Source organism: Mesorhizobium sp. M0408 (genome assembly GCF_040321495.1).
Taxonomy (GTDB): domain Bacteria; phylum Pseudomonadota; class Alphaproteobacteria; order Rhizobiales; family Rhizobiaceae; genus Mesorhizobium.
In genome coordinates, this window is record NZ_JAMYRO010000040.1 from 1 (window position 1) to 23738 (window position 23738).

General features: G+C 59.9%; 21 protein-coding genes, 1 tRNA gene and 7 pseudogenes. 14 read left to right on the top strand and 15 right to left on the bottom strand.

Annotated elements, in window-relative coordinates:
* Positions 1–325: pseudogene (locus NKI67_RS30085) on the bottom strand (OmpA family protein); the annotation flags it as partial.
* A gap of 245 nt (positions 326–570) precedes the next feature.
* Between NKI67_RS30085 and NKI67_RS30090 the strand changes: the two are divergent.
* Positions 571–1017: a YcgN family cysteine cluster protein gene (locus NKI67_RS30090; protein WP_023678278.1), complete on the top strand. Its 447-nt coding sequence runs from the start codon at positions 571–573 to the stop codon at positions 1015–1017.
* Positions 1018–1241: 224 nt separating this feature from the next.
* Positions 1242–1601 (top strand): hypothetical protein, encoded by a 360-nt coding sequence (locus NKI67_RS30095; RefSeq protein WP_023678277.1) that lies wholly within the window; start codon positions 1242–1244, stop codon positions 1599–1601.
* 131 nt (positions 1602–1732) lie between these two features.
* Here NKI67_RS30095 and NKI67_RS30100 read toward each other — a convergent pair whose 3' ends face one another.
* Positions 1733–2443, bottom strand: a complete 711-nt coding sequence (locus NKI67_RS30100; protein WP_352648431.1) for an SIMPL domain-containing protein — start codon at positions 2441–2443, stop codon at positions 1733–1735.
* A gap of 184 nt (positions 2444–2627) precedes the next feature.
* Between NKI67_RS30100 and NKI67_RS30105 the strand changes: the two genes are divergently transcribed.
* A tRNA-Ile gene (locus NKI67_RS30105) sits at positions 2628–2703 on the top strand.
* Between the two features lie 117 nt (positions 2704–2820).
* Here NKI67_RS30105 and NKI67_RS30110 read toward each other — a convergent pair.
* From NKI67_RS30110 to NKI67_RS30120, 3 genes are all read right to left on the bottom strand, one after another.
* On the bottom strand, positions 2821–4005 hold the full coding sequence (locus NKI67_RS30110) for a tyrosine-type recombinase/integrase (protein ID WP_352648433.1): 1185 nt from the start codon (positions 4003–4005) through the stop codon (positions 2821–2823).
* Positions 4005–4256, bottom strand: a complete 252-nt coding sequence (locus NKI67_RS30115) for a helix-turn-helix domain-containing protein (protein WP_023680045.1) — start codon at positions 4254–4256, stop codon at positions 4005–4007. Before NKI67_RS30115 ends, NKI67_RS30110 begins: the two co-directional genes overlap by 1 nt.
* Before the next feature lie 66 nt (positions 4257–4322).
* Complete coding sequence (locus tag NKI67_RS30120; protein ID WP_031212899.1) at positions 4323–4574, bottom strand: hypothetical protein; 252 nt, start codon at positions 4572–4574, stop codon at positions 4323–4325.
* Positions 4575–4867: 293 nt separating this feature from the next.
* Between NKI67_RS30120 and NKI67_RS30125 the strand changes: the two are divergent.
* From NKI67_RS30125 to NKI67_RS30145, 5 genes and pseudogenes are all read left to right on the top strand, one after another.
* Positions 4868–5323: pseudogene (locus NKI67_RS30125) on the top strand (IS1 family transposase); the annotation flags it as partial.
* A gap of 55 nt (positions 5324–5378) precedes the next feature.
* The gene (locus NKI67_RS30130) at positions 5379–5858 is read left to right on the top strand and encodes a c-type cytochrome (RefSeq protein ID WP_352457996.1); all 480 of its coding nucleotides are present in this window, start codon (positions 5379–5381) and stop codon (positions 5856–5858) included.
* 147 nt (positions 5859–6005) lie between these two features.
* Positions 6006–9380, top strand: coding sequence for an AAA family ATPase (locus tag NKI67_RS30135; RefSeq protein WP_352648435.1), 3375 nt, complete (start codon positions 6006–6008; stop codon positions 9378–9380).
* A gap of 76 nt (positions 9381–9456) precedes the next feature.
* Positions 9457–10053, top strand: a complete 597-nt coding sequence (locus tag NKI67_RS30140; RefSeq protein WP_023680039.1) for a 2-hydroxychromene-2-carboxylate isomerase — start codon at positions 9457–9459, stop codon at positions 10051–10053.
* A gap of 733 nt (positions 10054–10786) precedes the next feature.
* Positions 10787–11248, top strand: coding sequence for a hypothetical protein (locus NKI67_RS30145; protein ID WP_156937462.1), 462 nt, complete (start codon positions 10787–10789; stop codon positions 11246–11248).
* Positions 11249–11343: 95 nt separating this feature from the next.
* Here the strand turns inward: NKI67_RS30145 and NKI67_RS30150 are convergent, their stop codons facing one another.
* Complete coding sequence (locus tag NKI67_RS30150; protein WP_023680037.1) at positions 11344–11565, bottom strand: hypothetical protein; 222 nt, start codon at positions 11563–11565, stop codon at positions 11344–11346.
* 239 nt (positions 11566–11804) lie between these two features.
* Positions 11805–12075, bottom strand: a pseudogene (locus tag NKI67_RS33930) (IS110 family transposase); the annotation flags it as partial.
* 38 nt (positions 12076–12113) lie between these two features.
* Here NKI67_RS33930 and NKI67_RS30155 point away from each other — a divergent pair.
* The 3 genes and pseudogenes from NKI67_RS30155 to NKI67_RS30165 all read left to right on the top strand — a co-directional run.
* Positions 12114–12878, top strand: a pseudogene (locus NKI67_RS30155) (IS110 family RNA-guided transposase); the annotation flags it as partial.
* Positions 12879–13430: 552 nt separating this feature from the next.
* A pseudogene (locus tag NKI67_RS30160) lies at positions 13431–13757 on the top strand (DUF736 domain-containing protein).
* Between the two features lie 141 nt (positions 13758–13898).
* On the top strand, positions 13899–14210 hold the full coding sequence (locus NKI67_RS30165) for a DUF736 domain-containing protein (protein ID WP_023680034.1): 312 nt from the start codon (positions 13899–13901) through the stop codon (positions 14208–14210).
* 157 nt (positions 14211–14367) lie between these two features.
* Here NKI67_RS30165 and NKI67_RS30170 read toward each other — a convergent pair.
* Positions 14368–14826 (bottom strand): annotated as a pseudogene (locus NKI67_RS30170) (Ros/MucR family transcriptional regulator); the annotation flags it as partial.
* A 449-nt stretch (positions 14827–15275) separates the two neighbouring features.
* Positions 15276–15446 carry a hypothetical protein gene (locus NKI67_RS30175; RefSeq protein WP_245274835.1) on the bottom strand — a complete coding sequence of 57 codons (171 nt, stop codon included), beginning with the start codon at positions 15444–15446 and terminating at the stop codon, positions 15276–15278.
* Here NKI67_RS30175 and NKI67_RS33935 point away from each other — a divergent pair.
* Entirely contained in the window at positions 15445–15846 is a 402-nt protein-coding gene (locus NKI67_RS33935; protein ID WP_245274834.1) for a hypothetical protein, read from the top strand. The genes NKI67_RS30175 and NKI67_RS33935 overlap by 2 nt on opposite strands.
* Here the strand turns inward: NKI67_RS33935 and NKI67_RS30185 are convergent.
* Positions 15843–16205, bottom strand: coding sequence for a hypothetical protein (locus NKI67_RS30185; RefSeq protein ID WP_352637569.1), 363 nt, complete (start codon positions 16203–16205; stop codon positions 15843–15845). The genes NKI67_RS33935 and NKI67_RS30185 overlap by 4 nt on opposite strands.
* A 528-nt stretch (positions 16206–16733) precedes the next feature.
* On the opposite strand from NKI67_RS30185, the gene NKI67_RS30190 reads away from it, so the two are divergent.
* Together NKI67_RS30190 and NKI67_RS30195 are read left to right on the top strand one after the other, a co-directional pair.
* A complete protein-coding gene (locus NKI67_RS30190; RefSeq protein ID WP_352648440.1) occupies positions 16734–17564 on the top strand; it encodes a relaxase/mobilization nuclease domain-containing protein in 831 nt (276 codons plus the stop codon).
* On the top strand, positions 17546–18847 hold the full coding sequence (locus tag NKI67_RS30195) for a DUF3363 domain-containing protein (RefSeq protein WP_352648442.1): 1302 nt from the start codon (positions 17546–17548) through the stop codon (positions 18845–18847). Before NKI67_RS30190 ends, NKI67_RS30195 begins: the two co-directional genes overlap by 19 nt.
* 77 nt (positions 18848–18924) lie before the next feature.
* On the opposite strand, the gene NKI67_RS30200 is transcribed toward NKI67_RS30195, so the two are convergent.
* From NKI67_RS30200 to NKI67_RS30220, 5 genes and pseudogenes are all read right to left on the bottom strand, one after another.
* Entirely contained in the window at positions 18925–19155 is a 231-nt protein-coding gene (locus NKI67_RS30200; protein WP_352457838.1) for a helix-turn-helix transcriptional regulator, read from the bottom strand.
* A 399-nt stretch (positions 19156–19554) separates the two neighbouring features.
* Positions 19555–20064: pseudogene (locus tag NKI67_RS30205) on the bottom strand (transposase); the annotation flags it as partial.
* Between the two features lie 67 nt (positions 20065–20131).
* Complete coding sequence (locus NKI67_RS30210; protein WP_352457841.1) at positions 20132–21652, bottom strand: sugar ABC transporter ATP-binding protein; 1521 nt, start codon at positions 21650–21652, stop codon at positions 20132–20134.
* Position 21653: 1 nt separating this feature from the next.
* Complete coding sequence (locus NKI67_RS30215; protein WP_352637575.1) at positions 21654–22625, bottom strand: ABC transporter permease; 972 nt, start codon at positions 22623–22625, stop codon at positions 21654–21656.
* The gene (locus NKI67_RS30220) at positions 22622–23662 is read right to left on the bottom strand and encodes an ABC transporter permease (protein ID WP_352637577.1); all 1041 of its coding nucleotides are present in this window, start codon (positions 23660–23662) and stop codon (positions 22622–22624) included. The genes NKI67_RS30215 and NKI67_RS30220 overlap by 4 nt, the downstream gene beginning before the upstream one ends.
* Positions 23663–23738 lie beyond the last annotated feature (76 nt).

Here is a 23738-nt window from a genome sequence, read left to right on the forward strand (position 1 = left end):
ATTCTGTTTGCTGCTGCTGATTGCGCCGCTTCTTGCGGGGTTGCTCGGACTCGGCTGGAGCGATCTGCTCGGCCGGAGCGGATTCCGTTTGCTGCTGCTGGTCGCGCTTCTTCTTTCTGGGCTGCTCTGCCTGCTGGCTTTGCGCGCAGGCCTCCGCCGACTCGCCCTCGGCGCAACTCGATTGCACTGGGATGAGCGGCGCTGCGGTACGTTGCACGGGGCTGAATGCGGCATTGCCTTGCAGCGGGAACGCGCCTAACGGCGCGGACGCCATCAACAGGCCAAGCGCCGTGCCTGCCAGAATCCATGGTTGGCGTTTCATCATAAACACTCCTTGTGGCGTCCCATCCCTGCCCAAACTTTCAGCAACCATGTTTGGTTCCTGTTTGTAGGTTCTAGCGGTGGCACAGGGCGATTGACCGGCGTTTTGAAGGCGACTTCATGTCATTCGTATGGTCCTGGCGTATGGTCCTGGCGTATGTTCCGGCGTATGGTCCCGGCGTATGGTTCGGACGAGGGTGCACGGTTGCCGTGCTTGACCTTGACGCGTCCGAGGGCCACATGCCGACGATGGAAAAGCCGTTCTGGAAGACCAAGACGCTCGAGGCGATGACCCCGGCCGAGTGGGAATCACTCTGCGACGGTTGTGGCAAATGCTGCCTGTCCAAACTCGAAGACGAGGACACCGGAGAGATCTACTGGACCAGCGTCGGCTGCCGGCTGTTCGACGCTGGAAGCTGCCGCTGCTCCGACTATGCCAACCGGCTGGCGCGTGTTCCGGATTGCGTCGGGCTGACGCCGCAGAATGTGCGCACCATCAGCTGGCTGCCCAAGACCTGCGCTTACCGGCTGGTCGCCGAGGGCCGCGACCTCTATTGGTGGCACAGGCTGGTGTCTGGAAGCGACGAGACCGTGCACGAGGCCGGCATCTCGATGCGCGGCCGGGTCAGCGCCAGCGAGACCGACCTTGCCGAGCCGGACGACTATTTCGACCATATGCTCGCGGACGAGCCTTAGGATTTCCTGCGGTAACGAAGACCGGGAACCATGGCAAAAGGGTACGTTCCCCATCTGCCCTGCATAGAACGGTTCCAGAAACGGAGAGACTAACGGCTGGCCCATTCTTGCCGCATGAACGGGGGATGAATGGCCGGTTCGCAAAAAATTCAGACAGGCGGGTGCATTCTCCTCCCATCGGTTCGACGAAAACGGGTGGAAACCCTCAACAAGGAGAGAAGACAATGTTCAACACCATCAAGACGGCGGCTCTTTCGGCTCTTGTCGGCCTTGGCACGCTTGCTGCCATCCCCGCTCATGCTGACAGCATTTATCTCGGCTTCGGCAACAACCAGGATCCGCGCGTCGGCGTCTATACCGGCGACGAAGATGATGGTTACTATCGCGAACACCGCCGTCATGGCGGCTGGCGCCGGTCCTGTTCGCCGGAGCGTGCCATCGACAAGGCCGAACGCATGGGCCTGCACCGCGCCCGCATCATCGACATCAACCGCCGCACGGTCAAGGTCGCCGGCCGCCAGTATGGCGACCGTGTCGTGATCGTATTCGCCAATGAGCGCGGCTGTCCGATCATCTATCGCTAAGGTCTTCGGGCCTGCGGCCGGTTGACTTGCAGCCGGTGGAGTAGCGGAGCCCTTTCCGCCAGGACGGAAAGCGCGGCTCAAAAAACCCCGGAGGATCGATCCTCCGGGGTTTTTCATGCTGCAAGCGATGGTCATTTCAATTCGAAAGTCACCGTCACCTGTGCGGTATAGGAATTTTCGCCGGCTTGCACCGGGACCGACGCACCGGCGGCATCGAATGCCTTGGCGTTGATCGGCATCGGCGGTGGTGCGAAATTCTGGTCGGTGATTTCCAGGACCCGGCCGATGCCGACGCCGGCCGCTTCGGCCAGCGTCTTGGCCTTGGCCATGGCATTGGCGACGGCCTTCTTGCGCGCCTCGGTGACGGCTGCCGCCGGATCGTCGTTGGAGAAGGAGATGCCGCCGCCCTGGTTGACGCCGAGCGACACCGCCTTGTCGAGAATGTCGCCGGTCTTGTCGATGTCGCGGATGCGCACCGACAGCGTGTTGGTCACCTGATAGGCGACAAGCTCGGCCTCCTGGCTGCCGTCGGTCTTGTTGGTGTAGTTATAGCGTGGATTGATCTGGATGCCCGCGGTCTGCAGGTCGCGCTCCTTGATGCCGGACGATTTCATGGCAGCGATCACCGCGGCCATGGCGTCGTTATTGGCATCGAGCGCTGCACGTGCCGTCTTGGCTTCGCGCATGACGCTGAGCGTCAGCAGAGCCAGATCGGGTGCTATCGCCGCCTCGCCTTCACCGGTGACGACGATACGCGGCGGCGGTGGCGAATCGGCGGCGGCCGCGATCGCCGGAAATGCGATTGCGGCGGCAATCGCCAGGGGCAAAATACGTCTGGTCATGAAATCTCCTCGATCTGGGATCCCAAGACAGCCGAGTGTTGGCCGGCGTCCAATGGGCGACGTGCAATAGGTTATCAATATGGGCTGATTTGGGCGATCTCTGCCAGCCCCCTTGGAACGCCTGCTCGGAAAGCCCTCGGAAAGCCTTGTGCGGTTCAGGGAAAAACACTAATCCAGCGCCGTGGGGCCTGTAGCTCAATGGTTAGAGCCGGCGGCTCATAACCGCTTGGTTGGGGGTTCGAGTCCCTCCGGGCCCACCATGACCATTGATTTTGTTTATAAAAAGTGGCCTCGGCCCAAAACGTTTTGGGCCCGTTATGGGCCCAACAAAAAGGGCGGCCGATAGGCCACCCTGCATGTGGTCGGTTTGAAACCGCTCATTTGATGACGCGCAGCGGTGTCCGTTGCTTCATGGCGTCGCGTTTGGCCTCCCGCTCGTTAATGGCGCGGGCGATATCGACAGCCATCCGTTTCTTATTGGCCTCTCGCACATACTCGTCTGTTACCGTCATTGAAGAATGCCCCATCGCCTCCATGATAGCGCGCGCTTGGATGTTGCATTCGGCGAGATACGTACCGAAGGTACGGCGCAGCCCGTGCAGGGTGTAGCCCTCCGGGATGCCGGCTTGCTTGTTCCAATGTGCCATCATGCCGGTGAGGCTCTTTTCGGAGAACGGACGCCCATAGCCGTTCTTCAATACCGTGCCACCCTTAGAGCGATCTAGTGGCACTAAAGCTTGCGCCAGCTTGTCCACAACAGGGATGAACATCTCGCGCCCGCCATGACGATTTTTCTGCTGTCGGAAGTCGAAGGCTTCGATTGTTTCCAAGGAGCCATCGAACAATTCGATCTCCTCGAAGACCAAATCGTCCCACTCCAGTGAGGCGATATCGCCGCGTCGGTTGCCGAGCCAGAAACCGAGCGCATAGCAGGTGCGCGGCGCTGAGCCGATTGGATGGTGCGCCTCGAACTTTTCACGAATGGCGATCGGCCAGGCGGGATTGGCAGTCGATTTTGGAATGCGGACGCGGATCGACAGCGAGGGATCGTCCTGCGGTTTGATCCATTTCTCAACTTCGATCGCCACCCACAGGAGCTTCTTGATTGCCACCAGCAGGTGCTTGGCAACCGTCCGGTTGGTGGCAAAGACACTTTCGATAATCGCACGCAGATGGTCGGCATCGAGATGTTCCACCGGCGTGTTGCGCCAAGTCAGCGGATAGGCAGGATCGACCTGCATCTGAAGGAAGCGCTCAATAAGCCGAGCATTCTTCTGCTGCGTCGCTTCGTCGAAGTCCAGCCATTCCATCGTCGCTTCAAGTCGGCGCGCAGCATGACCAAATGTCTTTGGCAACGCCCGACCGGGCAAGTCAATGATGACGGCCTTTTGACCTTGGCCTTGCGTTGCCTGTTCATAGGCGGCTTCGAACTCAGGATCGCCTGGTCCGCCAGGAAGCCGAATTTCGGGCATTCCTTTGCCGCGATAGCGATAGACGAGCTTTCCGTTCTTGATGCGCGACGAAACGCCGGGGTAGCGGATATCTTTGAATGGCCTGGCCATTAAATCTCCCTTTGAGTTTTCCGCTGCCGTTGCTCAACAGGCGGGGAATCCTCCAGCATTGCCTGAAGCGAAAGGGTCTTGCTTTCTATAGCAACGCGCAGGAGTACCGGGTAAGGGAAGCCCCGACCTTGCTCTATGCCTTCAAAAGTGCGTTTCGGTATTCCCAAGACCTTGGCTGCACTCTCGGCGGTGAATCCTCCCTTCGCCCGCCAGGCTTTCACTTCTCGCGCGAGCTTTTCATTGTCGTTCACGTCATCTCATCCGCTCAGGCGATGACTGTACTACGCCTGCAGCGTATACGCAATGTGCGTAGTTGCTTATCTCCTTGTCGGCTCTCGTTTGCTCCGCTCCAATAGTTGTTGGAGACCATTGTCTTTGTCTGGCAGGGCGGAGAAAGCGATATCGAGCGCCACACGATCCCAGATCGCGCGACTGTTGACGTGCTTAGGCCTCGGCATGCGGCCGTCAGCAACCATGTCGTCGAATAGTGTCGATCCGACGCCGACATAGCGCGCTGCTTCCTCACGAGAGAGGCCGCGGGGCGGGTACGAAAGCGCGTCACTCTTCATAGACGCGGCCTCGAGAACGTCGGTACTGAAACAGCACAACGATATCAAATCCAGGCGGTTGACTGTTTCGACAAGCCTCGGTCCCGGTAAACGGGGCCATATTGCACTCGGCACAACAAATCCACATCCCGCACATCCGGTAATGAAGAGACCGTGTTGCCCAAGATAAGAGATGTTGCGTGGTGCGGAAGCTGCTTGGCCGGCTCGTTCGGGAAAGGCGAGTAGCGACGTGCAAATCGGACAGGGTAAGATGCGGCAGAATGTTTCGGTGCTGACGTCGGGGGTTCAAGTCGCTAGAGGCTGTTGAAGGTGCGTTCGGCGGCGATATCGACTATGCCATGCTGATCAAGCTCTATGGCACTTCGCCTGACAGCGCCAAGGGGCGCTATAGCCCCGCCGAATGCACTGGCGCGCGGAAAGAACGGATCGAAGGAAATCCTGACATCAAGCATGTCAGCACGTCATTTGCGGAACGCCAGAACCTGACCATGCGGATGCACATGCGCCGCTTCACTCGCCTGACCAATGGCTTTTCCAAGAAGGTGGAGGCTCACGCCAATGCGGTGGCGTTGCATTTCATGTACTACAATTTTGTTCGCATCCATGCCACGTTGCGCATGACGCCTGCGATGGCCACTGGCGTCACTGACAAGCTTTGGGAGATTGGTGACATCGTTGCGCTGATCGAAGCGAGAGAAGCCGAGAAACCGGCTATTCGCGGCCCTTACAAAAAGAGCCTTTCAAGCTAGCCGTCGCCTTCGGACGTTGGCTCATACTGCTTAGCGGAACGCATGGGAGGGAAGGATGCGTGTCACAAGCCTGTTTTTCCTATTAGCCGGTCTCACGATGCCAATTGCAGCCTTCGCTCAAGGCGAAGTATCGGTCGAACGAGGGTTGCAGGTATCAATCATCGGCGGGTGTCACGATTGCCATACCGAAGGCTACCGGGAAACAGAAGGCAAGATTGATCCTGAAAAGGCTTTAATGGGCAACTCGGTCGGTTGGCGCGGTCCTTGGGGCACGACCTATGCGACCAATCTTCGGATAGATGCTTCGGTAATGACCGAGCGTGGATTTGTAGGGATGCTGAAGCGCATTAGAACATCTCCACCGATGCCTTGGTACAATCTTCGAGCGATGGACGAGAGCGATATGCAATCGCTCTATCAATACATTAGGTCGCTCGGCAAACACGGGAAGCCGGCCCCCAGTCGCATTCGCCCTGATAAGGAACCGACGACGCCATACGTTCAACTTGTGCCACCCCAAATGCCGAAGAACTGACAAATATGCCCAGAGCTGAGCGAAGAACGGCGCCCCGGCAAGAAGCGCAGCGTCAGATTTCAAACTGACCCACTACCCGGAATTCTCTTCACTAGACATCCGGCTCCCGTTTGAGGACTATTGGTCCAATCGGGCTGCGATACGTCCATGAATTTAGGGAAATGGCTGCAGAGCCTCGGTCTTGTTCAATATGAAGCTTCGTTCCGTGAGAACGGGATAGACAGCGAAGTGCTGCCTGACCTTACGGACGCCGACCTGGAAAAGATCGGCGTGCTTCTCGGGCATCGCAAGCGGTTGTTGAAGGCAATCGAACGCCTTGGTGCGCGGCAATTGGAACCCGAGCCCATAGAGCCGACGACGCCGCATGTCGACACAGCTGAGCGACGTCAGATTACAGTTATGTTCTGCGATCTCGTCGGCTCGACGCAAATGTCGACACGGCTGGATCCGGAGGAGATGCGCAACGTACTGCGCGCTTACCAAGAAGCTTGCTCCGTCATCATCGCCCGGTACGGGGGTTTTGTTGCGAAGTTCATGGGTGACGGCGTGTTGGCCTATTTCGGCTATCCGCTTGCCCATGAAGACGACGCGGAGCGTTCCGTGCGTGCCGCTCTGGAGATCGTAGCTGCGGTTGCCACGATTGAAACGGCGGCAGCAGGCACACTCCAGGCGCGCGTCGGAATTGCGACTGGCCTGGTGGTGGTGGGGGACGTGATCGGCCATGGTGCATCGCGCGAGCATGCGGTGGTCGGCGATACGCCGAATCTCGCGGCCCGGCTTCAGGGTCTGGCGAACGCAGGCCGCATCGTCATCGCGTCTTCGACGCGCCTACTACTTGGCGAGGTATTCGAGCTCAAGGCCTTGGGCGTCCACGTCATCAAAGGCTTTGATGCTCCGGTTTCGGCCTGGGAGGTCCTCCGCGAGACGGAGAACGTCAATCGGTTCGAGGCGTCCCGGTCGAACGCGCCCCTGGTGGGACGTGATCAGGAAGTGGCGTTGCTTGCCGACCGCTGGAGCGACGCGTGCGGGGGGGAAGGCCAAGTAGTGTTGCTGACCGGCGAGGCAGGCATCGGCAAGTCACGCCTGTTGGAGGCACTGCGCGAACGGATCGTGGGTCAACCTTATGGCCTTGTGCGTTACCAGTGTTCTCCGCACCATCGCAACGTCTCGATGTATCCAGTCGTCCGACAGATATCATCTTCGCTGGGTCTTAGGTCCGGCGAGCCGCCGACAGCGCAAATCGAAAGGCTCGAAGCTTTAATCGCCCGCTCGGGCCTCGGTGGCCGGGGCGTCGCATCCTATCTCGCCTCGCTTCTGTCGATCTCGACCGAGGGACACTTTCAGGACCTCGGAGTAGTGCCGAGCGAGGCAAAGGAGCAGACGATTGCCGCGTTGATTGAGCTGTTCGCCGGGCTGACGCGAGAGGCGCCCGTGTTTGCCGTGCTGGAGGACGCGCACTGGATAGACCCCACCTCGCTGGATTTCTTCAGCGGCATCGTCGAGCGAGTACCGGGATTGCGGGCGCTGTTGATAGTGACCTCTCGCCCGGAGTTTACAAATCCCTGGGTCGGTCAAGGCCATGGGCTGGCGCTCAACCGATTCGGACGGCGTCACGCTGCAGCCATGATCGATCGCATCACCGGCGGCAAGGAGATTCCTGCAGAAGTGCAAAGCGCGATAATCTCTAAGACTGACGGCGTTCCCTTATTCGTCGAGGAGCTGACCAAGGCGGTCCTTGAATCGGGGCAACTGCGCGAGCAAAGCCAGTGTTTTGTGCTGGCCGCGCCGTTGACGGCACTGGCGATTCCATCGACGCTGCAGGACTCCCTAATGGCGCGGTTGGATAGGCTCGGGTCGATCCGGGAAATCGCACAGATTGGCGCGGCGATCGGCCGGGAATTTTCGTACCGTCTGCTGGAAGCGATCTCGCCGATTACCGGAACCGCGCTTAAGGAGGCGTTACACAAACTGGTCGAGTCGGAGCTGGTATTCTCTCGCGCCGCCATAGGTGACACGATCTATGTTTTCAAACACGCGCTCGTGCAGGATGCAGCCCACAACTCGCTGCTTCGCTCCCGCAGACAGCGCATCCATGCGGACATCGCCCGGTCAATTGTCGAGCGCTTTGCTGATAGCAGCGAATCCGCGCCGGCGGTGATCGCCCATCACTACACTGAGGCGGGACTCTCGGAGCCGGCGGCGCACTATTGGCTGACTGCTGCGGAATTGGCCCTGTCGCGGTCAGCTCTTGCCGAGGCCACTCAGCACACCGGGGCCGGATTGACGGCAGCCCGGCAAATCGAAGACGAGCAGGTGCGTCGACCACTTGAACTGGCTCTATTGGTCGCCCGCGCCAACTCGCTGCTGCCGTTCCAGGAAACAGTTGCGGCGTTGACTAGTGCCAAATCACTGCTTGACGCAGGCGTCGGTTCCGACTTGCAACGCTTCTCGGTTCTGCATGGCCTTTGCGCGAGCAGCTATTTCGCGGGGAAGATGGAGGATGCGTTCGCCCTAGCGCGGCAGATTGTAGAGTTTGCGGACCGCCAGGTCGACCCGACATTCAAGTTGGTCGCCTATCGGCTTCTCGGGACGACCCAGGTCCTGACCGGACGTTCTCGCGAGGCTCTGGAAAGTCTGCAGTCGGCTGAAAGATATCGTGACCCCGACCGCCAGAAGGTGTTGAGCTCCTGGTTTGGCATCGACCCCGGCCTGAACGTCCTGTACTGGAAGACAATGGCGTTAGCTCTGCTGGGACAGTACGAGGGCGTCGCGAAATCCAGTGAACAGGTGCGGTCAGAGCTGTTAAATCATGGCAACGCTCACACCGTCGCGGCAGGCAACTTCTACACGATCGTGTGGCCACAATTTCTGTTCGGCAATCTCGACGCTTGCGAGAGCGATGCTGTTGCGCTCGTCACCTATTGCGGCGAACGGAAGGTCGAGCACCTGAAGCGAAACGGCGTTCTATGCCATGCATGTGTGCGAGCCCGGCGCGAGCCAACCGACGAGAACATAGCGACGATCCGTCAGGCGCTCGATTCCAATCGAACGCGCGACGCTCACCTATTCGAGTCAGTGTTCGTCGCGCAGCTTGCCGAATGCCTTCTGAAGGCCGGCAATACGGTGGCAGCAGAGGCTGCGGTGCGGGAAGGTTTCGCCTTCGTTGGCCGGTCGGGCGAGCAGTTCTGGCTGGCTGAACTTCATCGGCTCGATGGCCTGGTGGCACTGAAGCAACCACAGCCGGACCTCTCCCGGGTGGAAACCAGCCTCCTCGCCGCAATGGAGGTTGCGCGGCAGCAGGACGCCCGAATGTTGGAACTTCGAGCCGCGACAGATCTCGCGCGTTTCGCACACGAGGCCAGCCCTGGGCTCTATCCCTGCTCGATGCTGGAGCAACTCCTGGTTCCCTTTGCAGATGCAGAGTTCTCTCGGGACATACGCGACGCTCGCAATTTCCTGGCCTCGCAGGTTTCCGGTGACGTATTGGTAACCACAATGGCAACGAAGCCAGGCCTGCCTTAATGTCGGGAGCGGGATCGCCGCGTTGGGAGCACACCTCGCTGGCGACAAGGCGGGTCATGCTCTGGAGTTTTAGGTAATGCCAATCATCGACTTCTGGTTCTCAATAGGCAGCACCTACACATACCTGTCGGTCATGCGCATCGAGCAGGTCGAGAAGCAGACTGGCGTTCGTTTCGTCTGGAAACCCTTCAATGTGCGGGTGGTGATGATCGAGATGAACAACGTCCCCTTTGTGAACAAGCCGGCAAAGGCCGCCTATATGTGGAGGGACATCGAGCGGCGCTCGCAAATGCGCGGGCTCTCGCCGAAGCTCCCGGCGCCGTACCCTCTAGCGGAGCTGGAACGGGCGAACCGTGTAGCAATCGTGGGGGCAGCAGAAGGCTGGTGTCCCGCCTATGTCCGGGCAAGCTACAGGCGATGGATCGAAGAAGGACTTCCTGCCGGAAATGAGCCGAACATCAGCCAGAGTATCACGGAGGCCGGCGCCGATGTGGAGGATGTGCTGGCACGCGCGGACGCGGAAGAAGCCGTGGCGGGGCTTGTTGACGCGACGAACCAAGCCAAGAGCCTCGGCATTTTCGGCTCGCCGACTTTCGTCGTCGGCAAGGAGATTTTCTGGGGTGACGACCGGCTTGAGGACGCGATCTCTTGGAAGAATCGCCAGGGGAAATAACACCGGTCTATGCGGCGTGGATCATACTCTCACTAGAGCAAAATCTCTCAAACCTGTCGATGGGCGTTCGCGTTCGTCGTCGGGTTCTCTCGCTCCAGCGCAGCAGGCCGCAAACTCGATGCTAGGCGCTATGCGCCAAGCACTTGAATTCATTGAGATCGCCAACCTGTGTGCTAAATAGCGTAGCACAGAAGTATGGAGAAGAACGGCTTTCTAGAGAGCAATTCGGCTGATTTGGCGCACGGCCCAGCAAACAGCTTTCGGCGCCATCCTGGGCTTCAGAGCGCGCTGTATTCCAACAGAGAATTGTTTGGAATTTGAGGGTGGGAGACCGCTACATCGCAAGACCCACTATTGAGGGGGCGTTCTTTTGCTATCGCCGGCATGCGGCCTGACAGCACCCGGGATCCAGCGTCACGAGCTCGAAAGTACGAGTCGGACGATGATGAGGAAGCCGCGTAAAGTCACCCGGGAAGGGGAAGACGTTCTCGTAGGCATATCCGTGGACGTAATACATTCTAGCCACCCGTCAGCACTTTTAAGTCTGCCGCCGACCAGGATCATTGACCGTAGCAGCGAACTGGGCTGCATCAACGGCTCGGCTCTTTCAATGTCGCCGACATCATCCGAGGCCGTGGCGGCAACGATGCGCTGAACGGCGCTGGCACGATGTTACATAAGTCTCGCAAGAACAACCGATTAAGGACCAGCGGAGTCACGAAGAAGCGATATCATGACCCAGCGCAGCTCGATCTACTCGACTGGGCAGCGAGCGCCCGATCGCCAAGATCATGAGCGCCATCCCCGGCACCGCGAAACGGATGTGGAGGGAACGCCACACAAACAACCCGCCGCACATCGTGCCGATGCGGGGGCGGGCATGAGCGTGGCGGCCTTACTGATGCAGCGTGAGCCGATCCATGGGCGCGTTTGCTTCGGCCAACCTAGCCAGCGCTTGCTCGACGTTTTGAGCCGAGGTGTCAGTGCGCTTGATGTGCCGGATCATTTGCCGCGTCAGTCGCGCGAGCCTGGCGGCGCGATATACATCGCCGTATCTCGCAGTTTCAAGGTGGAGGGTCGCGAGCCTCATGGGCGACAATCCAATTGTCTAGCGGTAGAATTCGCGAATCCGCCTTTGGTTCCGCTGTCCGATCTTACGCTCGCAAAGAGCTGGCCGGAGGGCCGTGACGAATGAGAGGCCGGTCCTCACATATTGCTGCGCGGTCTGAGGCGCTAGCCGTGACGACATGGGGCAGCGGCGGATCGGAAGGCTTTCACGGCCCGGATGGTTCAACGTGTGCGAACTCCGTCAGCGCTGGTGGGATCGATCTTCGTCAACCGCGATCTGGCCTCCACCACGCGCCGTTGCGCAGCCCGTATCCTGCTGCACAGCGCGATATTGATGCCGACGCCGCAGTCTTCATCCAGCATTTCATTCGCACGTTTAAGGGAAAGCTGCGCTCCGTTGAGCCGCTGTCGGGCTCTCGCCAGTTCCATATCCAAAAATTCCATTATCCTGCATCCATTGCAGTCCCTTCGATTGGTAAACCGCTTGTGGCCGCCGTTGGTTCCGGCTGGCGCGAGCGTCCAACCCAAGCGTCGATATGGAATCTCCGGACTTGGTTCAGTCGGCGGAGCTGGCTGCAAACTTGCCCGAAACATTCGTTCAACCCTCATGAGGCCATACAACTCCTCCGCCACCCGCACGGCGGGCGCTTGGAGGAGCGACCGAACCGTAGTGATGTTCAAAATGCCGCGTCAACGACATGAGTGTCGTGGCCTTCTGCTTCCAGAACTCGGTGGACCCAGAAGCCATCAAGGCCGGCCCCTTGAATGATGACGAACGGATAGTCGCGGCCGGTTCGGCTACGAGCCTTTGCTTCAACTGAGCGAGGCGGCCAAGAAGCCCGGCAATATCCGCGCCGGGGATGGTATGGCGCGATAACCCGCCAGCTCCCGGCGAATCGAGGTGACCAGCCAGGACTTCTTGCTCAACTCCACCGAAACAAAGATCTCGTCCAGCTCTTTGTGCGCTGCCTTGCTTTCAAAACCACTCGGCGTCGCTGCTGGCGTTCAAGCGTGGCGAACCGCGAGTCTGCTCCATGCTACGCGTGCCGAGCCCTTATGAGGAGGATCGCCGCCGCATCGTCCGGGAGCGCAAGGTGTTGATGGAAGAACGCATCCGGCACGGCAACCGGATCAAGGGTCTGCTCTTCTCGCAGGGCATCACCGGCTACGATCCTTTGCGGCGTGATCGTCGCGATCGGCTGGAAACTCTTCACACCGGCGATGGACGGGATCTGCCCGCAAATATGAAGCGCCAGGTTCTGCGTGAGGTCGACCGAATGGAAATGTTGCTCGATCAGATCAAGGCAGTCGAGGCGGAACGGGACGCCATGCTCGCCGAAGAACGCCAATCGGCGCGTGAAGTGGTTATGCTGTCGAAAGTCGTCGGTATCGGACCAGAGTTTGCGGCCGTGCTGTGGGGAGAGGGCTTGTTTCGGTGCTTCGACAATCGCCGGCAGCTGGCGGCCTATGCCGGCCTTGCGCCGACGCCATGGCAAAGCGGGTCGATCGACCGGGAACAGGGGATCGGAAAGTCCGGAAACCCACGCTTGCGATCGACGCTGCTGGAAATGGCGTGGCTCTGGTTGCGGCACCAGCCCGCCTCGGCGCTCAGCCGCTGGTTCAACGAGCGAGTTGCCCAGAATGGCGGACGCTTCAAGAAGGTGATGATTACCGCGCTGGCCCGCAAGCTGATCGTGGCTTTGTGGAAATACGTCCGCGCCGGCGTGGTGATCGAAGGAGCGTTTGTAAGACCATGACGATCTGACCGCATTCCAGTTCGGCCAGGGCCTGATCAGCCCCGCCGGAACCAGGTGGACGACCGCATTGCGGCATGGCTTTGAACGCCGTCATCGAGACTGGTCTCGTCCTCCTGAGCCCTTGCCGCCGCAGGCGGGATTATGGTGCGGCCGCTCGAGCGGCGACCGGATGTGAGGTTGATACGTGCAAACGCGCGGATCAGGAATGGGCTCAGACCTCAGGTTCATGTGGCGGTAGGGATCGCGCTGCTTGTGCCGAATGCGTGGCTGAAGGGCCGATGGCCAGCATCGTTCTCGAGAGACTGATGCTGAAATCCTCCCTATACGGCCTCTCTACTGGCTGGTCTGGCGCCGGTCGGGCCTCTGCCTGCAACGGCTTCCCCGACCTTCTTCCCCTGCGGCTTTGCCGCATTCCTCGCGGGACAACAAGCTCGGCTGCCGCCGTCCTCCGCTGGCGCTGCGGTCCACAGGATGCAGTCGGCCCGATCGTCGCCTCACGACCGCTATCGAGGCCGCACAGGGCGGCTTCGGCAACCAGTCAGGAGAACGACAATGGCTACCATCGGCAACTTCCAGCAATCGGACAACAACGAGTTCAGCGGCGAGATCGTCACCCTCTCCCTCCAGGCCAAGAAGGTCCGTATCGTACCCGATACGCGCGCCAGCGGCGAAAACGCTCCCAGCCACCGGGTCTTCGTCGGCCGCATCGAAATCGGGGCGGCCTGGTCCAAGCAGTCCAACGAGGGTCGCAGCTAACTGGGTCTCAAGCTCGACGACCCGAGCTTCACCGCTCCGATCTACGCCAACCTCGTCGTGGGCGAGGATGGCCAGGGCTACAGCCTCATCTGGTCACGTCCGAACCGCCGCAACGGCGATTGAGCACCCTTGACAGGACGCCTCGCACCGAGCGGAGCGTCCTCCAGAAACGACCACTCAGCAGCTCAGAGCCACAGCTTGACGAGTGGTCCCTCATGTGAGGCCGCAATGGGCGCGGCCCGAGAAACAGAAGGAACCACCACAATGGCGACGATCGGCACATTCTCCCGCACCGCGAACGGCTTCTCCGGCTCAGTCAAAACCCTCAACCTCAACGTCAAGACAGTGTCGTTCACCCCGGTCGACGGCGACAATGAAAAAGGTCCGGACTTCCGCATCTTCGCCGGCGCCATCGAGTTCGGGGCGGCATGGAAGAAGACCTCGCGCGAGGGCCGCGACTATCACTCAGTCAAGCTCGACGATCCCAGCTTCCCCGCTCCGATCTATGCGAGCCTGGTCGAAACCGACCCCGGGGGCGAGTTCTCGCTCATCTGGTCCCGCCGCGCCGCCGAGTGATCCGAGCTAACACGAAGCCCCGCGCAAGGCGGGGCTTCGCCATGTTCAGGTTCGCCACTGCACCTCTATCTGGTGCAGCACGCTATGCTTTGACGGGTGTTTTGCGCGCCTTCTTCACCGGCGATTTGATTGCCGTGGCAATTGCTGCCGCCGCTGGCGCGCGAGCAGCTCGTTTTGGTTTTTCCGCCGCAGCTGTCGCTGGCGCTGCCGCCTTGCGGCCCAATCCTATTGATTTTGCCAGGGCCGAGCGAGTCGCCGCGTAGTTCGGCGCAACCATAGGATAGTCGGAGGGCAGGTTCCATTTCTGGCGGTATTCGTCCGGACTCAGATTGTAGTGCGTTCCGATATGCCGCTTCAAGGATTTGAACTTTTTCCCGTCTTCCAGGCATATGATGAAATCAGGTGACACTGACTTCTTGATCGACACCGCCGGCTCCAGTTTGGCTGCGGTCGGAGCCACAGGTGTGCCGATCCCTTGCAAAGCGACATAGACATCCCCGATCAGCTTCGACAACTCGCCGACCGGCAACGGATTGTTCGAAACGTAGGCGGAAACGATGTCAGCGGTGATTGATACGAGATCAGCCTGGTCGCTTGGGTCTGGAGAAACGGTCATCGAATTTCCTCTTGTCCAAAGCGCGCTTTGAAAACGGATGGTCTGTCTATTCGCCAATCCAGGCAAATAATTCGTTACTCCGCCAACAAACCTCATTCCGTGTAAATATCAAGCAGGCAAGTGTCGCTGCGATCGTTCGGTCCGGCTGCAGACAAGTTGCCGATCGCGTCGGGGAAGCAGGAAGGCTTTCCCCCTCGCTTCTCCGCGCGCCAAGCGCACAGCCCAACGCAAGCCAGCGCCATGAATCATGGCTCCTGCGTCGCAGGATTGAGCCATGAACAATTGTCGTCGCGACACTCTGTGCCGCGGTCCTGGTCTCGCCCCGGCATGAATTGGCCCTCGCGTGTACCTCTTGTGGGACTCATTCAGGTGGGCTGCACCGCCTCGCGCCGATCGGCAGGATGGATGTTGCTGACATGGCAGCCGGCATGCGCCCGAACGGCTGCCGCCTACTGGCTCAACGAATATCTGATGAACGGCGTGCTGCTTTTGAAGCGCTTGCCACCCCGCAGCTGACAACTCGTTTGACACCACGGCGCCGCGAGCCCATCGAGCCCCTTGCGCATGTCGGTATGACCGAGCGCCAGATGCACCTTCACCCCCGTCGGAACGACGATCATGATGCGTTCTTCCTCGCCGCGAGATGCTGCTGGACTGCATCTGCATTGTGCCGACGGATGCAAAGACGCGCCGCCCGTCGTCCAGTTGGGCTGTCATCACGCCGTCCGGCGGTCGTACGAGATTGCGCAGGGCAGTCAGTACCGGCGGTTCGGTTTCCGTCCCATGGATGAGTGCAACCGTTGCCAATTGCGGCGCCTTGCGAGCGGTCACGCCGAACTGGACACGCCGGCCGAAGGCATGCTGGTGGCCATCCCATGGCGGCGGCAAACCTCCGCCACACTGACGCCGGGCTTCTCCGTCTCCTGCACGATCGCCTGCTTCTGTGCGTCGCTGAAGCGGCGCCGGTTCGACCGCCCGTCAACGGCGGTGTCAAGTGACATTGGCGCCGTACGCAATTAGCAGCGCTGCTGAATTGAGCCCGCGCACTCGGATGCAACAGAGATCGCCAGTCCACTTCGGCCTCGAATTCCTCGGGGACGAGCGCGCCATTTGCGCAGCGCATGGGGCGAAAGTCCGAGCGCCGCGGCATATTCGGCAAGCCCCAACCCGCTCCAGTTCATCGCCTCCACATGCTTGCCCCAGAACGCCTGCAGGGCAATCGGACCGGTGTCCGTACGCACGCTGTAGCGGTAGCGGCGCGGGCTCTTGCGTCGCTTCGGCGGCCCTTTCTTGCCCCGCTTTTCCGGCTTTTCCTGGCGCAATTTCCGCAGATATTCCGCACGTTTGCGCCGATCTTCCGGGCTCACCAGATGGCGCACTCACAGCTCAAAAGTCTTCGTCGAAAGCTTGCGCCGGCGGCAATATTCCTCCGCCTCAAAACGGCCCGATACCAGGTCGCGTCATGCGTCGACCAGCACGGGTTGTTGGCCTTGTCCCAGGAACGTTGAGGCACCGCCGGAAATCTCTCAATAGCAAGGAACGTCACATGTTGCGAGATTGCACGACCCGAAAGATGTGCAGGATCCGGACGGTTACCGAGGGTGGTGGGGGACAGCGAGGGTGGTGGGGGACAGCAAGATAAAGCGAGCTGGCGCTCGCCCTCGCTTCGCTCGTAAGTGTGTGTCTGCACATTGTTTTTTCCGGCACATGCGGACACCGGGAGGCACCACGCGAGGTGTGGCGGGTGCCGGTTGGTCCGCTATCCTGCTGATCTGAAAAGTAAAGGTGCGGTGCCCGGGCGATGTGCGATCCGCCGTTTATACGCCACAGCAAGTCTTTGCGCTCCATAGCACGCTCAGCGTTCCGGCCGTCTTGAAGAGCGAATCCCGACGCCCGATGCTGCCGTCATGGCAGATCGTGACAGCGACCAATTCCAGGTTCGCACCGGCCGGACGCGGCGTAGCGGCGCGCCGGTCAATTCTCGCACGCTGCCCTTTGTGCGCCAGGTCGAGATTGCCATCCGCAAGCAGGGCGGCAATCCCTATCGCCTCGGTGCAAGCAGCGGTGCCGGAAAGGGGAGTGGCCGCTTCAACGCCCGCGGCCGCGGCGGCAAGCTGGCAGCAGAGTTGCCAAGGGATGGTGGCGGTTGGAAGCAGGACGGCAATGGCGTCCGCTTTCGCTCCCGCCGCGTCGTCGTGAAGGCGCGCGTCGTCAAGTTGCCAGGACGAGGCAAGGGGACCACCGGGCGCGGCCAAAAGTTCGTGACGACCAGCAAGGCCGTCGATGCGCATCTGCGCTATCTTCAGCGCGACGGCGTCACCAGAGACGGCGAGAAGGGCAGGGTGTACTCGGCCGTCGAGGACGAGGCCGACGGCAAGGCCTTCGTCGAACGCGGGCGGGGCGACCGGCATCAGTTCCGCTTCATCGTCGCGCCGGAGGATGCCGCGGAGATGGAAGACCTGCGGTCCTTCACCCGCGATCTCATGCGGCAGATGGAGACCGACCTCAACACGCGCCTCGACTGGATCGCCGTCGACCACCACAACACCGGTCATCCGCACACCCATATCCTGGTGCGCGGCGTCACCGATGACAGCAAGATCCTGAACATCGCCGGCGACTACATCGCCCATGGCATTCGTCACCGGGCAAGCGAGCTGGTCGAACGGAACTCGGCCTGCAAAGCGAGGTCGAGGTCGCCCGCAAGCTGGCCAACGAAGTGGGTGCCGAACGGCTGACCCGGCTCGACCGCATGCTGATCGCCGAACAGCACGAGCACGATCTTGTCGACCTCCGTCCCAATGCCAGCGACAGCTACACCATTTCCAGCAACCGCTACCTGCTGATCGATCGGGCAAAGAGACTGCGGCACTTCGGCCTGGCGAGCGAGATCGAGCCCGGCCGGTGGTTGATCTCCGACAAAGCCGAAAGCACGCTGCGCGCGCTTGGCGAGCGCAACGACATCATCAAGACCATGCACCGGGCACTCGAGGAGCACGGCCTCGCCGATGAACGGGGCGCGGCGCAATATGTCATGCACCGCCAGACCATCACCGAGCCGGTCGTCGGCCGTGTGCTCGCCAAGGGTCTTGCCGGCGACGAGATGAGCGATAAGCTGTCGCTCGTCATCGATGGCGTCGACGGGCGAACGCACTATGTCGAGACCGCCGATGCGGCAAAGCTCGAAGACATCCAGCGCGGCCATATCGTAGCGCTTGATCCGATCCCGCCGAAGGAGGAGCCGCGTGCCGCCGACCGCAACATCGGCGTCGCAGCCGGCGAGGATGGCATCTATCGGCCGAGCAGGCACCTGGAGGCGATCCGGGAAACATTTTTGCAGCAGGGCAAGGACCCGGACGCCTTCGTCCGCTTCCATGTCCGCCGTCTCGAAGCGCTGCGCCGGGCCGGCCATGTCGAGCGCATCGACGAAGACCACTGGCGCATTCCGGAAAACTTGCCCGAGCGCGGCATCGCCTACGATGGCCAGAACCGCGCAAAAGACTTCTCCGTCCGCGTGCTTTCGACGCTCGATCTCGACGCGCAGATCGGCAGCGACGGCGCCACCTGGCTCGACCGGGAGCTTACGGCCAGAAACCCTGTGCCGATGGTCCGGTCAGGCTTCGGCCTTGACGTGGACAACGCGCTCGACAAACGGGCTGCCCAACTCGTCAGGCTGGGCCATGCCGCACGCGACGCGACGAGCGGGACAATCACCTTCTCGCGCGACCTTGTAGCCACGCTGGAGCGCCAGGAGGTTACGCGGGTCGGCAAGGAAATGGCCGCTGCGCGCGGCCTTACCTTCGCGCCCGTCCAGCCCGGCAATCATGTCGGCGGCACGCTGCTTGGCCCCGTCAGTCTTGCGAGCGGGCGCTTCGCCATGCTGGACAATGGTCTCGGCTTTCGGCTCGTGCCCTGGCAGCCGATGCTCGACAAGCGCATCGGCCAGCACATTACCGGCTTCGTGCAAAACAGCGGCGGCATCGACTGGAGCTTCGGCAGAAAACGCGGAATCGGGATGTGAGCGCGCTCATCGGCGGGGCACTCTTGGCTCTTAACAATTCCCGGCAACGCTTAGCCAAGCCTATTGCCAAACAGTTGTCAGATGCGGGGTCTTAAACGGATACCATTCTCGGATAAGAACTCGATTCCGGCCCTCTCGAACGCATGCCTTATACTTATGAGGTTGTTGGCGATCGGAATGCGCGCCCCACGCTCAAAATCCGCAATCGTCTGCCGAGCCACATTTGCGGCTTTAGCTAGTTCGTCTTGGCTCCACCCAAGCATCGCCCGAGCGCCGCGACACTGCTCTATCGTTAGCGCACTTTCCATGGGCTACAATCCGATTGACGGTCAATCAATTTGTATGATGAGCTTCCCTAAGCCGGCCGAGCTGAGCGCTGACACGCTTAGCCCGACCTAACCACAGCCAAGCTGTTAGGAGCTCGGGTCATGGCTTCTCTATTCGGCGGCTTGGGGTCAAGCGCTTTTGTCATTTTCTGCCTTACCAGCTTCTGACATCATTCGCGGGTTCGTGCTTCTCTCCGGGATCGGCCCATTGGCCCTCCCTTGATGGGATTCAGAGAATAAGGCGGAACAATCTGATTCGCGTCCTGGCCAGCATGACATGACCGGTGCGCCCATGATCGCGAACTCACCTCATCCTTCGTCCCGCGAAGGACGTGCTTCCGCGCTGGGCGGAACTCTCTACCTCTTCTTCCCGGCCTTTTGTCACACGGCTGACGCCATGGTTTCCCGCGTCCAGCGGAACTCGCTGTTGTCCAGCCACATGCGGTGCATGACGACCGCCAGGCGACGTGCGAGCGCGACTATCGCCCTGCGCAAGCCGCGCCGCTTGGCGACGTTCATCGCCCAGGCCTTCAGCCATGACCATTTCTTCACGTGCGTCAGCATGACTTGGGCTGCTTCATAGAGCAATGTTCGCATCATGCCGTCCCCGCAGAGTGAGATGCCTCCAACGCGCTTGCTTTCGCCGGACTCGTCGAGCTTCGGTGTCAGCCCCAGGATCGGCCCTACCGCCTTGGAGTTTCTGAACCGTTGTGGAATGTCGATCGTCGCGGTGTACGCGAGCGCCACTATGGAGCCGACACCAGGGACCGTCATCAAGCGCCGGCAGGTAGCATCGCCCCTGGCGATCGCCAGCACTTGTCTGTGCAGGTGCGCAAATTCCTCGCGCAGCTTCCGCCTGGCGGCCAGCAGTGGCTCCATGATCTGTTCGAGATCGAACTCACGCCTGTCCACGGGATCCTCTTGGCCGATGGTGAAAAGTCCTGAAAGTGTGAGGAGCTTAGGCGGCCTCAGCCCTATGGATCAGATTCATGATGCCCTCGCTCATGCCGGCATAGGATCCGTCATTGATTAACTGGCCCTGAAGCCGGTAGTCGTTCATGACCAGAATCCTGTCAGCGAGCAGGATCATTTCGGGCATGTCGCTCGTGATCAGCAAAATGGCAGTGCCGTTGTCGGCAAGTTCTCGCAGCAAATCGTGCAGGTAAGCCTTGGTCTTGATGTCGATGCCGACTGACGGCTCGTCAACCAGCAAGATCTTGACGCCTGCTGCCAGCCATTTGGCGACGCTGATTTTCTGCTGATTGCCACCCGAAAGGTTGGCCACCGTCTGCGCGAGGCTGGGTGTTTTCACCTCAAGCTTCTCGATGTATGGCGTTACCTTGTGTCGCACGAGGCGGTCGGTGAGGAATCCGAGAAGTGCCGAAAGGGGGCGCCACACTGCAATTCCAGCATTTGACAGCACCGAATGCATCAAGACCAGACCTTCGCCCTTTCGATCTTCGCTGACGTATCCCACACGATGCGTGTGGATGGCTTCGCCGACCGACCTGATCTTAACCGGCTTCCCGTCGATCTCGACGGTACCAGCCGTCAGCGGAAACTGACCCAGGATGCATTTTGCAAGCTCGGTCCTTCCGGCGCCCACGAGGCCATAGAGGCCCACAATCTCGCCTTGTCGGACATGCAGATTGACGTCCGAATGGCCTAAAGATGTTTCAATGTTCTTGAGCTCGATGGCCGGAGGAGCCCCAGTCGAGTTGCGCTCCCGCCAGCCGCCTTCACCCTCGGCCCGGCCGATCATCAATCGGACAATGTCTTGCCGCCCCAGGCCCTCCATTGGCCGGCTTTCACAGGCATTCGACCCATCCCTCAGCACTGTGACGCTGTCGCAAAGCTCCTGCGCTTCTTCCAGCTTATGGCTGACAAATAGCAGGCTGGCGCCTTGGTCTCGCAGCTTTCGCAAAAACGAGAATAATAGATCAGTTTCACTCGAGGTAAGTGATGCGGTTGGTTCATCCAGGAGAAGCACTCGCGAGCGCAGAGACAAGGCCTTGGCGATTTCGACCAGCTGCATCTTGGCGACGCTAAGGCGCGATACCGGGGTTCTTGGGTCGATGTCTAGGCCGAGGGCCTCAAGCCAACGCGCGGCCTGCTTGTTCAAGTCGGCATAGTCCACCGGCTTTAGCAACGAAGCCCCAAGTTGCTCGAGATGGATATTTTCCGCAACAGAAAACCTCGGGATAAGATTCCGTTCTTGATGTACGACGCCAACACGATGAGCGATGGCCTCGCGCGGCGAGCCGAAATGAACCTCTTGGCCCTCCAGGATGAGGCGGCCGGCATCGGGGTGGTGAACACCGGTAATGATCTTGATAAGCGTTGACTTCCCTGCGCCGTTTTCGCCGAGCAAAGCATGTATGGAATGAGTTTTAAGTGTCAGGGAAACGCCCTTTAGGGCCTTTACGCCTGGAAAGGACTTCTCAATGCCCAGAGCCTGGAACGCTATCTCGCTCGCCATTTCAGAGCCTCTTGAGATTTCGTGACAAACGACTTTCGCGAAAACGATTGGCGCCGACTGCCGCCAAGATCATTGCGCCCAGCACGACCTGCACGAGGAACGGGTCGATGTCGAAAAGCACTAGGGCTTGTGTGATTATTGCAACGATCACCACCCCGAGCAGCGTAGCGGGCACGCTGATGTGTCCGCCGGCCAAGACCGCGCCGCCGATCACGGGCGCGGCAAAAGACAAAATTAGCCAGTCGTCGCCGATCGTCGGTTGACCCATTTGTAAACGGGCAACAAGGAGAAGACCGGCAAGCGCTGCAAGAAACCCCGAAAGGGCGTGCGCGATGACAACTGTATTTGCAATCGATATTCCCGACAATTCTGCGGCATGTTGATTGCCGCCGACTGCCAAAATAAACCGCCCTATGGGTTGCCGATTAAGCATGAACCACAAGGCTAGCCCGACAGCCATGGTCGGGAGCATCAACCAAGGAATGATCCCGAAGATCGCGCCCTGTCCGATGGATTTCACGCCGTCTGAGATATCATAAAAGGGTTGGGCATGTGTGATGCCCAAATTGATGCCCTTGTAAACGGACAGGCTGGCGAGGGTAATTACGAACGCCGAAATGCCAGTTCGGGCGATCAGAAATCCGTTTATTACGCCGCATATGACCCCGAGCGACAGCGCGGTTAAGGCGGCAAGGGATGCGGGCACGTGCCACGCGTCCATCATGCCGGCGAAAACAATAGCGCAAAGACCGCCGATAGCCCCGACAGACAAATTCATCTGACCGATAGCGATGATGAGCATTTGCGAAAACGCGATCAGGCCATTTACTGCAATTGCGAGCAGCAGCACCTGAATATTCAATGGCGATAGGAATGATGGGTTGAAGCCCCCCACGATCGCAACGGCGACGATCGTAACCAGCAGCGGCCCAAACCAGTCGCTCCGCACGGCGTTGGCGAAGGAGCCGTTCATGCCATGTTCCTCCGGGCCAGAAAGGTTCGGCGTGTTTTGTCCATCAATACCGCAGCCAGCAAAAGCAGACCCAAAAAGCTCTGAATCCAGAAATCGCCCAGCTGTAATAGAAGCAAACCACTAGTCAGCATCGTCACCAGAAACGCACCTAGGCACGTCCCCAGCACCGATGCCTTGCCGCCCGCCAAAAGTGTTCCCCCCAACACAGGACCAAGGAACGCGATGAGCAGCCAGTCCTGTCCGAGTTGTCCCGCCATTGATGGGATCGCCGCTCCATTGCGTGCGACTAGCATCAGAGCCGCGCAGGCGGCGAGCGCGCCAGACAGCATGTGGCAGTATATGAAGATGCGCCCGACATTTATGCCGGACATCTCCGCCGCTTCGGGCTTGGCGCCAGCAGCCAGCATCTCCCGCCCAACCGCTGTCAAATTATAAAGATATCCTAGAACCAATGCAGCCATGAGGCTAACCAGGAGGAGCGGAGAGAAAAAACCCAACAGCTTGATGCGTCCGAACGCTGCAAAGACGGGTGGCAGAGCGCGATAGGATTCTGCACGCGTCAGGAAGATCATTACGCCGAAGAAAATGCTCATTGTCGCGAGCGTGATGATGAAGCTGTGCAATCCGGTGCGAACGGAAGTCCATCCGTTGATAAAGCCCAGCAAGGCGCCAAGGGCCACGGCTGAGAGAATTGCGAGTGGCCACGGAAGCCCGACGACCTCAATGAGATAGCCGCAAGTCATTGCGGCACAAACGCCGATCGCCCCTACAGCAAGGTTCAACCCCCCAGTTATAACGACGACCATCATGGCCAAGCCGATCATGATGTTGACGGCTGCGATACGACCGAGGGTGAACAAATTGAAGGCCGAAAAGAAACCCTCTGTTGTGAATTTGAAGCCCAGCGCAAAGACCACAATGAGGGCAATGAGCCCAAACTCATTGGTCAGATAGAATCGCGTCTCGGTGGCATTCCTGCGCGGCTTGCCGACGATGTCGCCACTGGGACCCTTCGCCGGCACATCTGAATAAGACATGGTTTCGCACCTTCAATGGCTAGGCTGCCATCTTATCAGGCCTGGCTCTGGGTCACGACAGACACCGTGCAATTTG

Bases quoted from the DNA above. Each gene is read 5' to 3' on its own strand.
- NKI67_RS30090 (WP_023678278.1), top strand. From the start codon at position 571: ATGGAAAAGCCGTTCTGGAAGACCAAGACGCTCGAGGCGATGACCCCG.
- NKI67_RS30095 (WP_023678277.1), top strand. From the start codon at position 1,242: ATGTTCAACACCATCAAGACGGCGGCTCTTTCGGCTCTTGTCGGCCTT.
- NKI67_RS30100 (WP_352648431.1), bottom strand. From the start codon at position 2,443: ATGACCAGACGTATTTTGCCCCTGGCGATTGCCGCCGCAATCGCATTT.
- NKI67_RS30110 (WP_352648433.1), bottom strand. From the start codon at position 4,005: ATGGCCAGGCCATTCAAAGATATCCGCTACCCCGGCGTTTCGTCGCGC.
- NKI67_RS30120 (WP_031212899.1), bottom strand. From the start codon at position 4,574: ATGAAGAGTGACGCGCTTTCGTACCCGCCCCGCGGCCTCTCTCGTGAG.
- NKI67_RS30130 (WP_352457996.1), top strand. From the start codon at position 5,379: ATGCGTGTCACAAGCCTGTTTTTCCTATTAGCCGGTCTCACGATGCCA.
- NKI67_RS30135 (WP_352648435.1), top strand. From the start codon at position 6,006: ATGAATTTAGGGAAATGGCTGCAGAGCCTCGGTCTTGTTCAATATGAA.
- NKI67_RS30140 (WP_023680039.1), top strand. From the start codon at position 9,457: ATGCCAATCATCGACTTCTGGTTCTCAATAGGCAGCACCTACACATAC.
- NKI67_RS30145 (WP_156937462.1), top strand. From the start codon at position 10,787: ATGACCCAGCGCAGCTCGATCTACTCGACTGGGCAGCGAGCGCCCGAT.
- NKI67_RS30150 (WP_023680037.1), bottom strand. From the start codon at position 11,565: ATGGAATTTTTGGATATGGAACTGGCGAGAGCCCGACAGCGGCTCAAC.
- NKI67_RS30165 (WP_023680034.1), top strand. From the start codon at position 13,899: ATGGCGACGATCGGCACATTCTCCCGCACCGCGAACGGCTTCTCCGGC.
- NKI67_RS33935 (WP_245274834.1), top strand. From the start codon at position 15,445: ATGATGCGTTCTTCCTCGCCGCGAGATGCTGCTGGACTGCATCTGCAT.
- NKI67_RS30175 (WP_245274835.1), bottom strand. From the start codon at position 15,446: ATGATCGTCGTTCCGACGGGGGTGAAGGTGCATCTGGCGCTCGGTCAT.
- NKI67_RS30190 (WP_352648440.1), top strand. From the start codon at position 16,734: ATGGCAGATCGTGACAGCGACCAATTCCAGGTTCGCACCGGCCGGACG.
- NKI67_RS30200 (WP_352457838.1), bottom strand. From the start codon at position 19,155: ATGGAAAGTGCGCTAACGATAGAGCAGTGTCGCGGCGCTCGGGCGATG.
- NKI67_RS30210 (WP_352457841.1), bottom strand. From the start codon at position 21,652: ATGGCGAGCGAGATAGCGTTCCAGGCTCTGGGCATTGAGAAGTCCTTT.
- NKI67_RS30215 (WP_352637575.1), bottom strand. From the start codon at position 22,625: ATGAACGGCTCCTTCGCCAACGCCGTGCGGAGCGACTGGTTTGGGCCG.
- NKI67_RS30220 (WP_352637577.1), bottom strand. From the start codon at position 23,662: ATGTCTTATTCAGATGTGCCGGCGAAGGGTCCCAGTGGCGACATCGTC.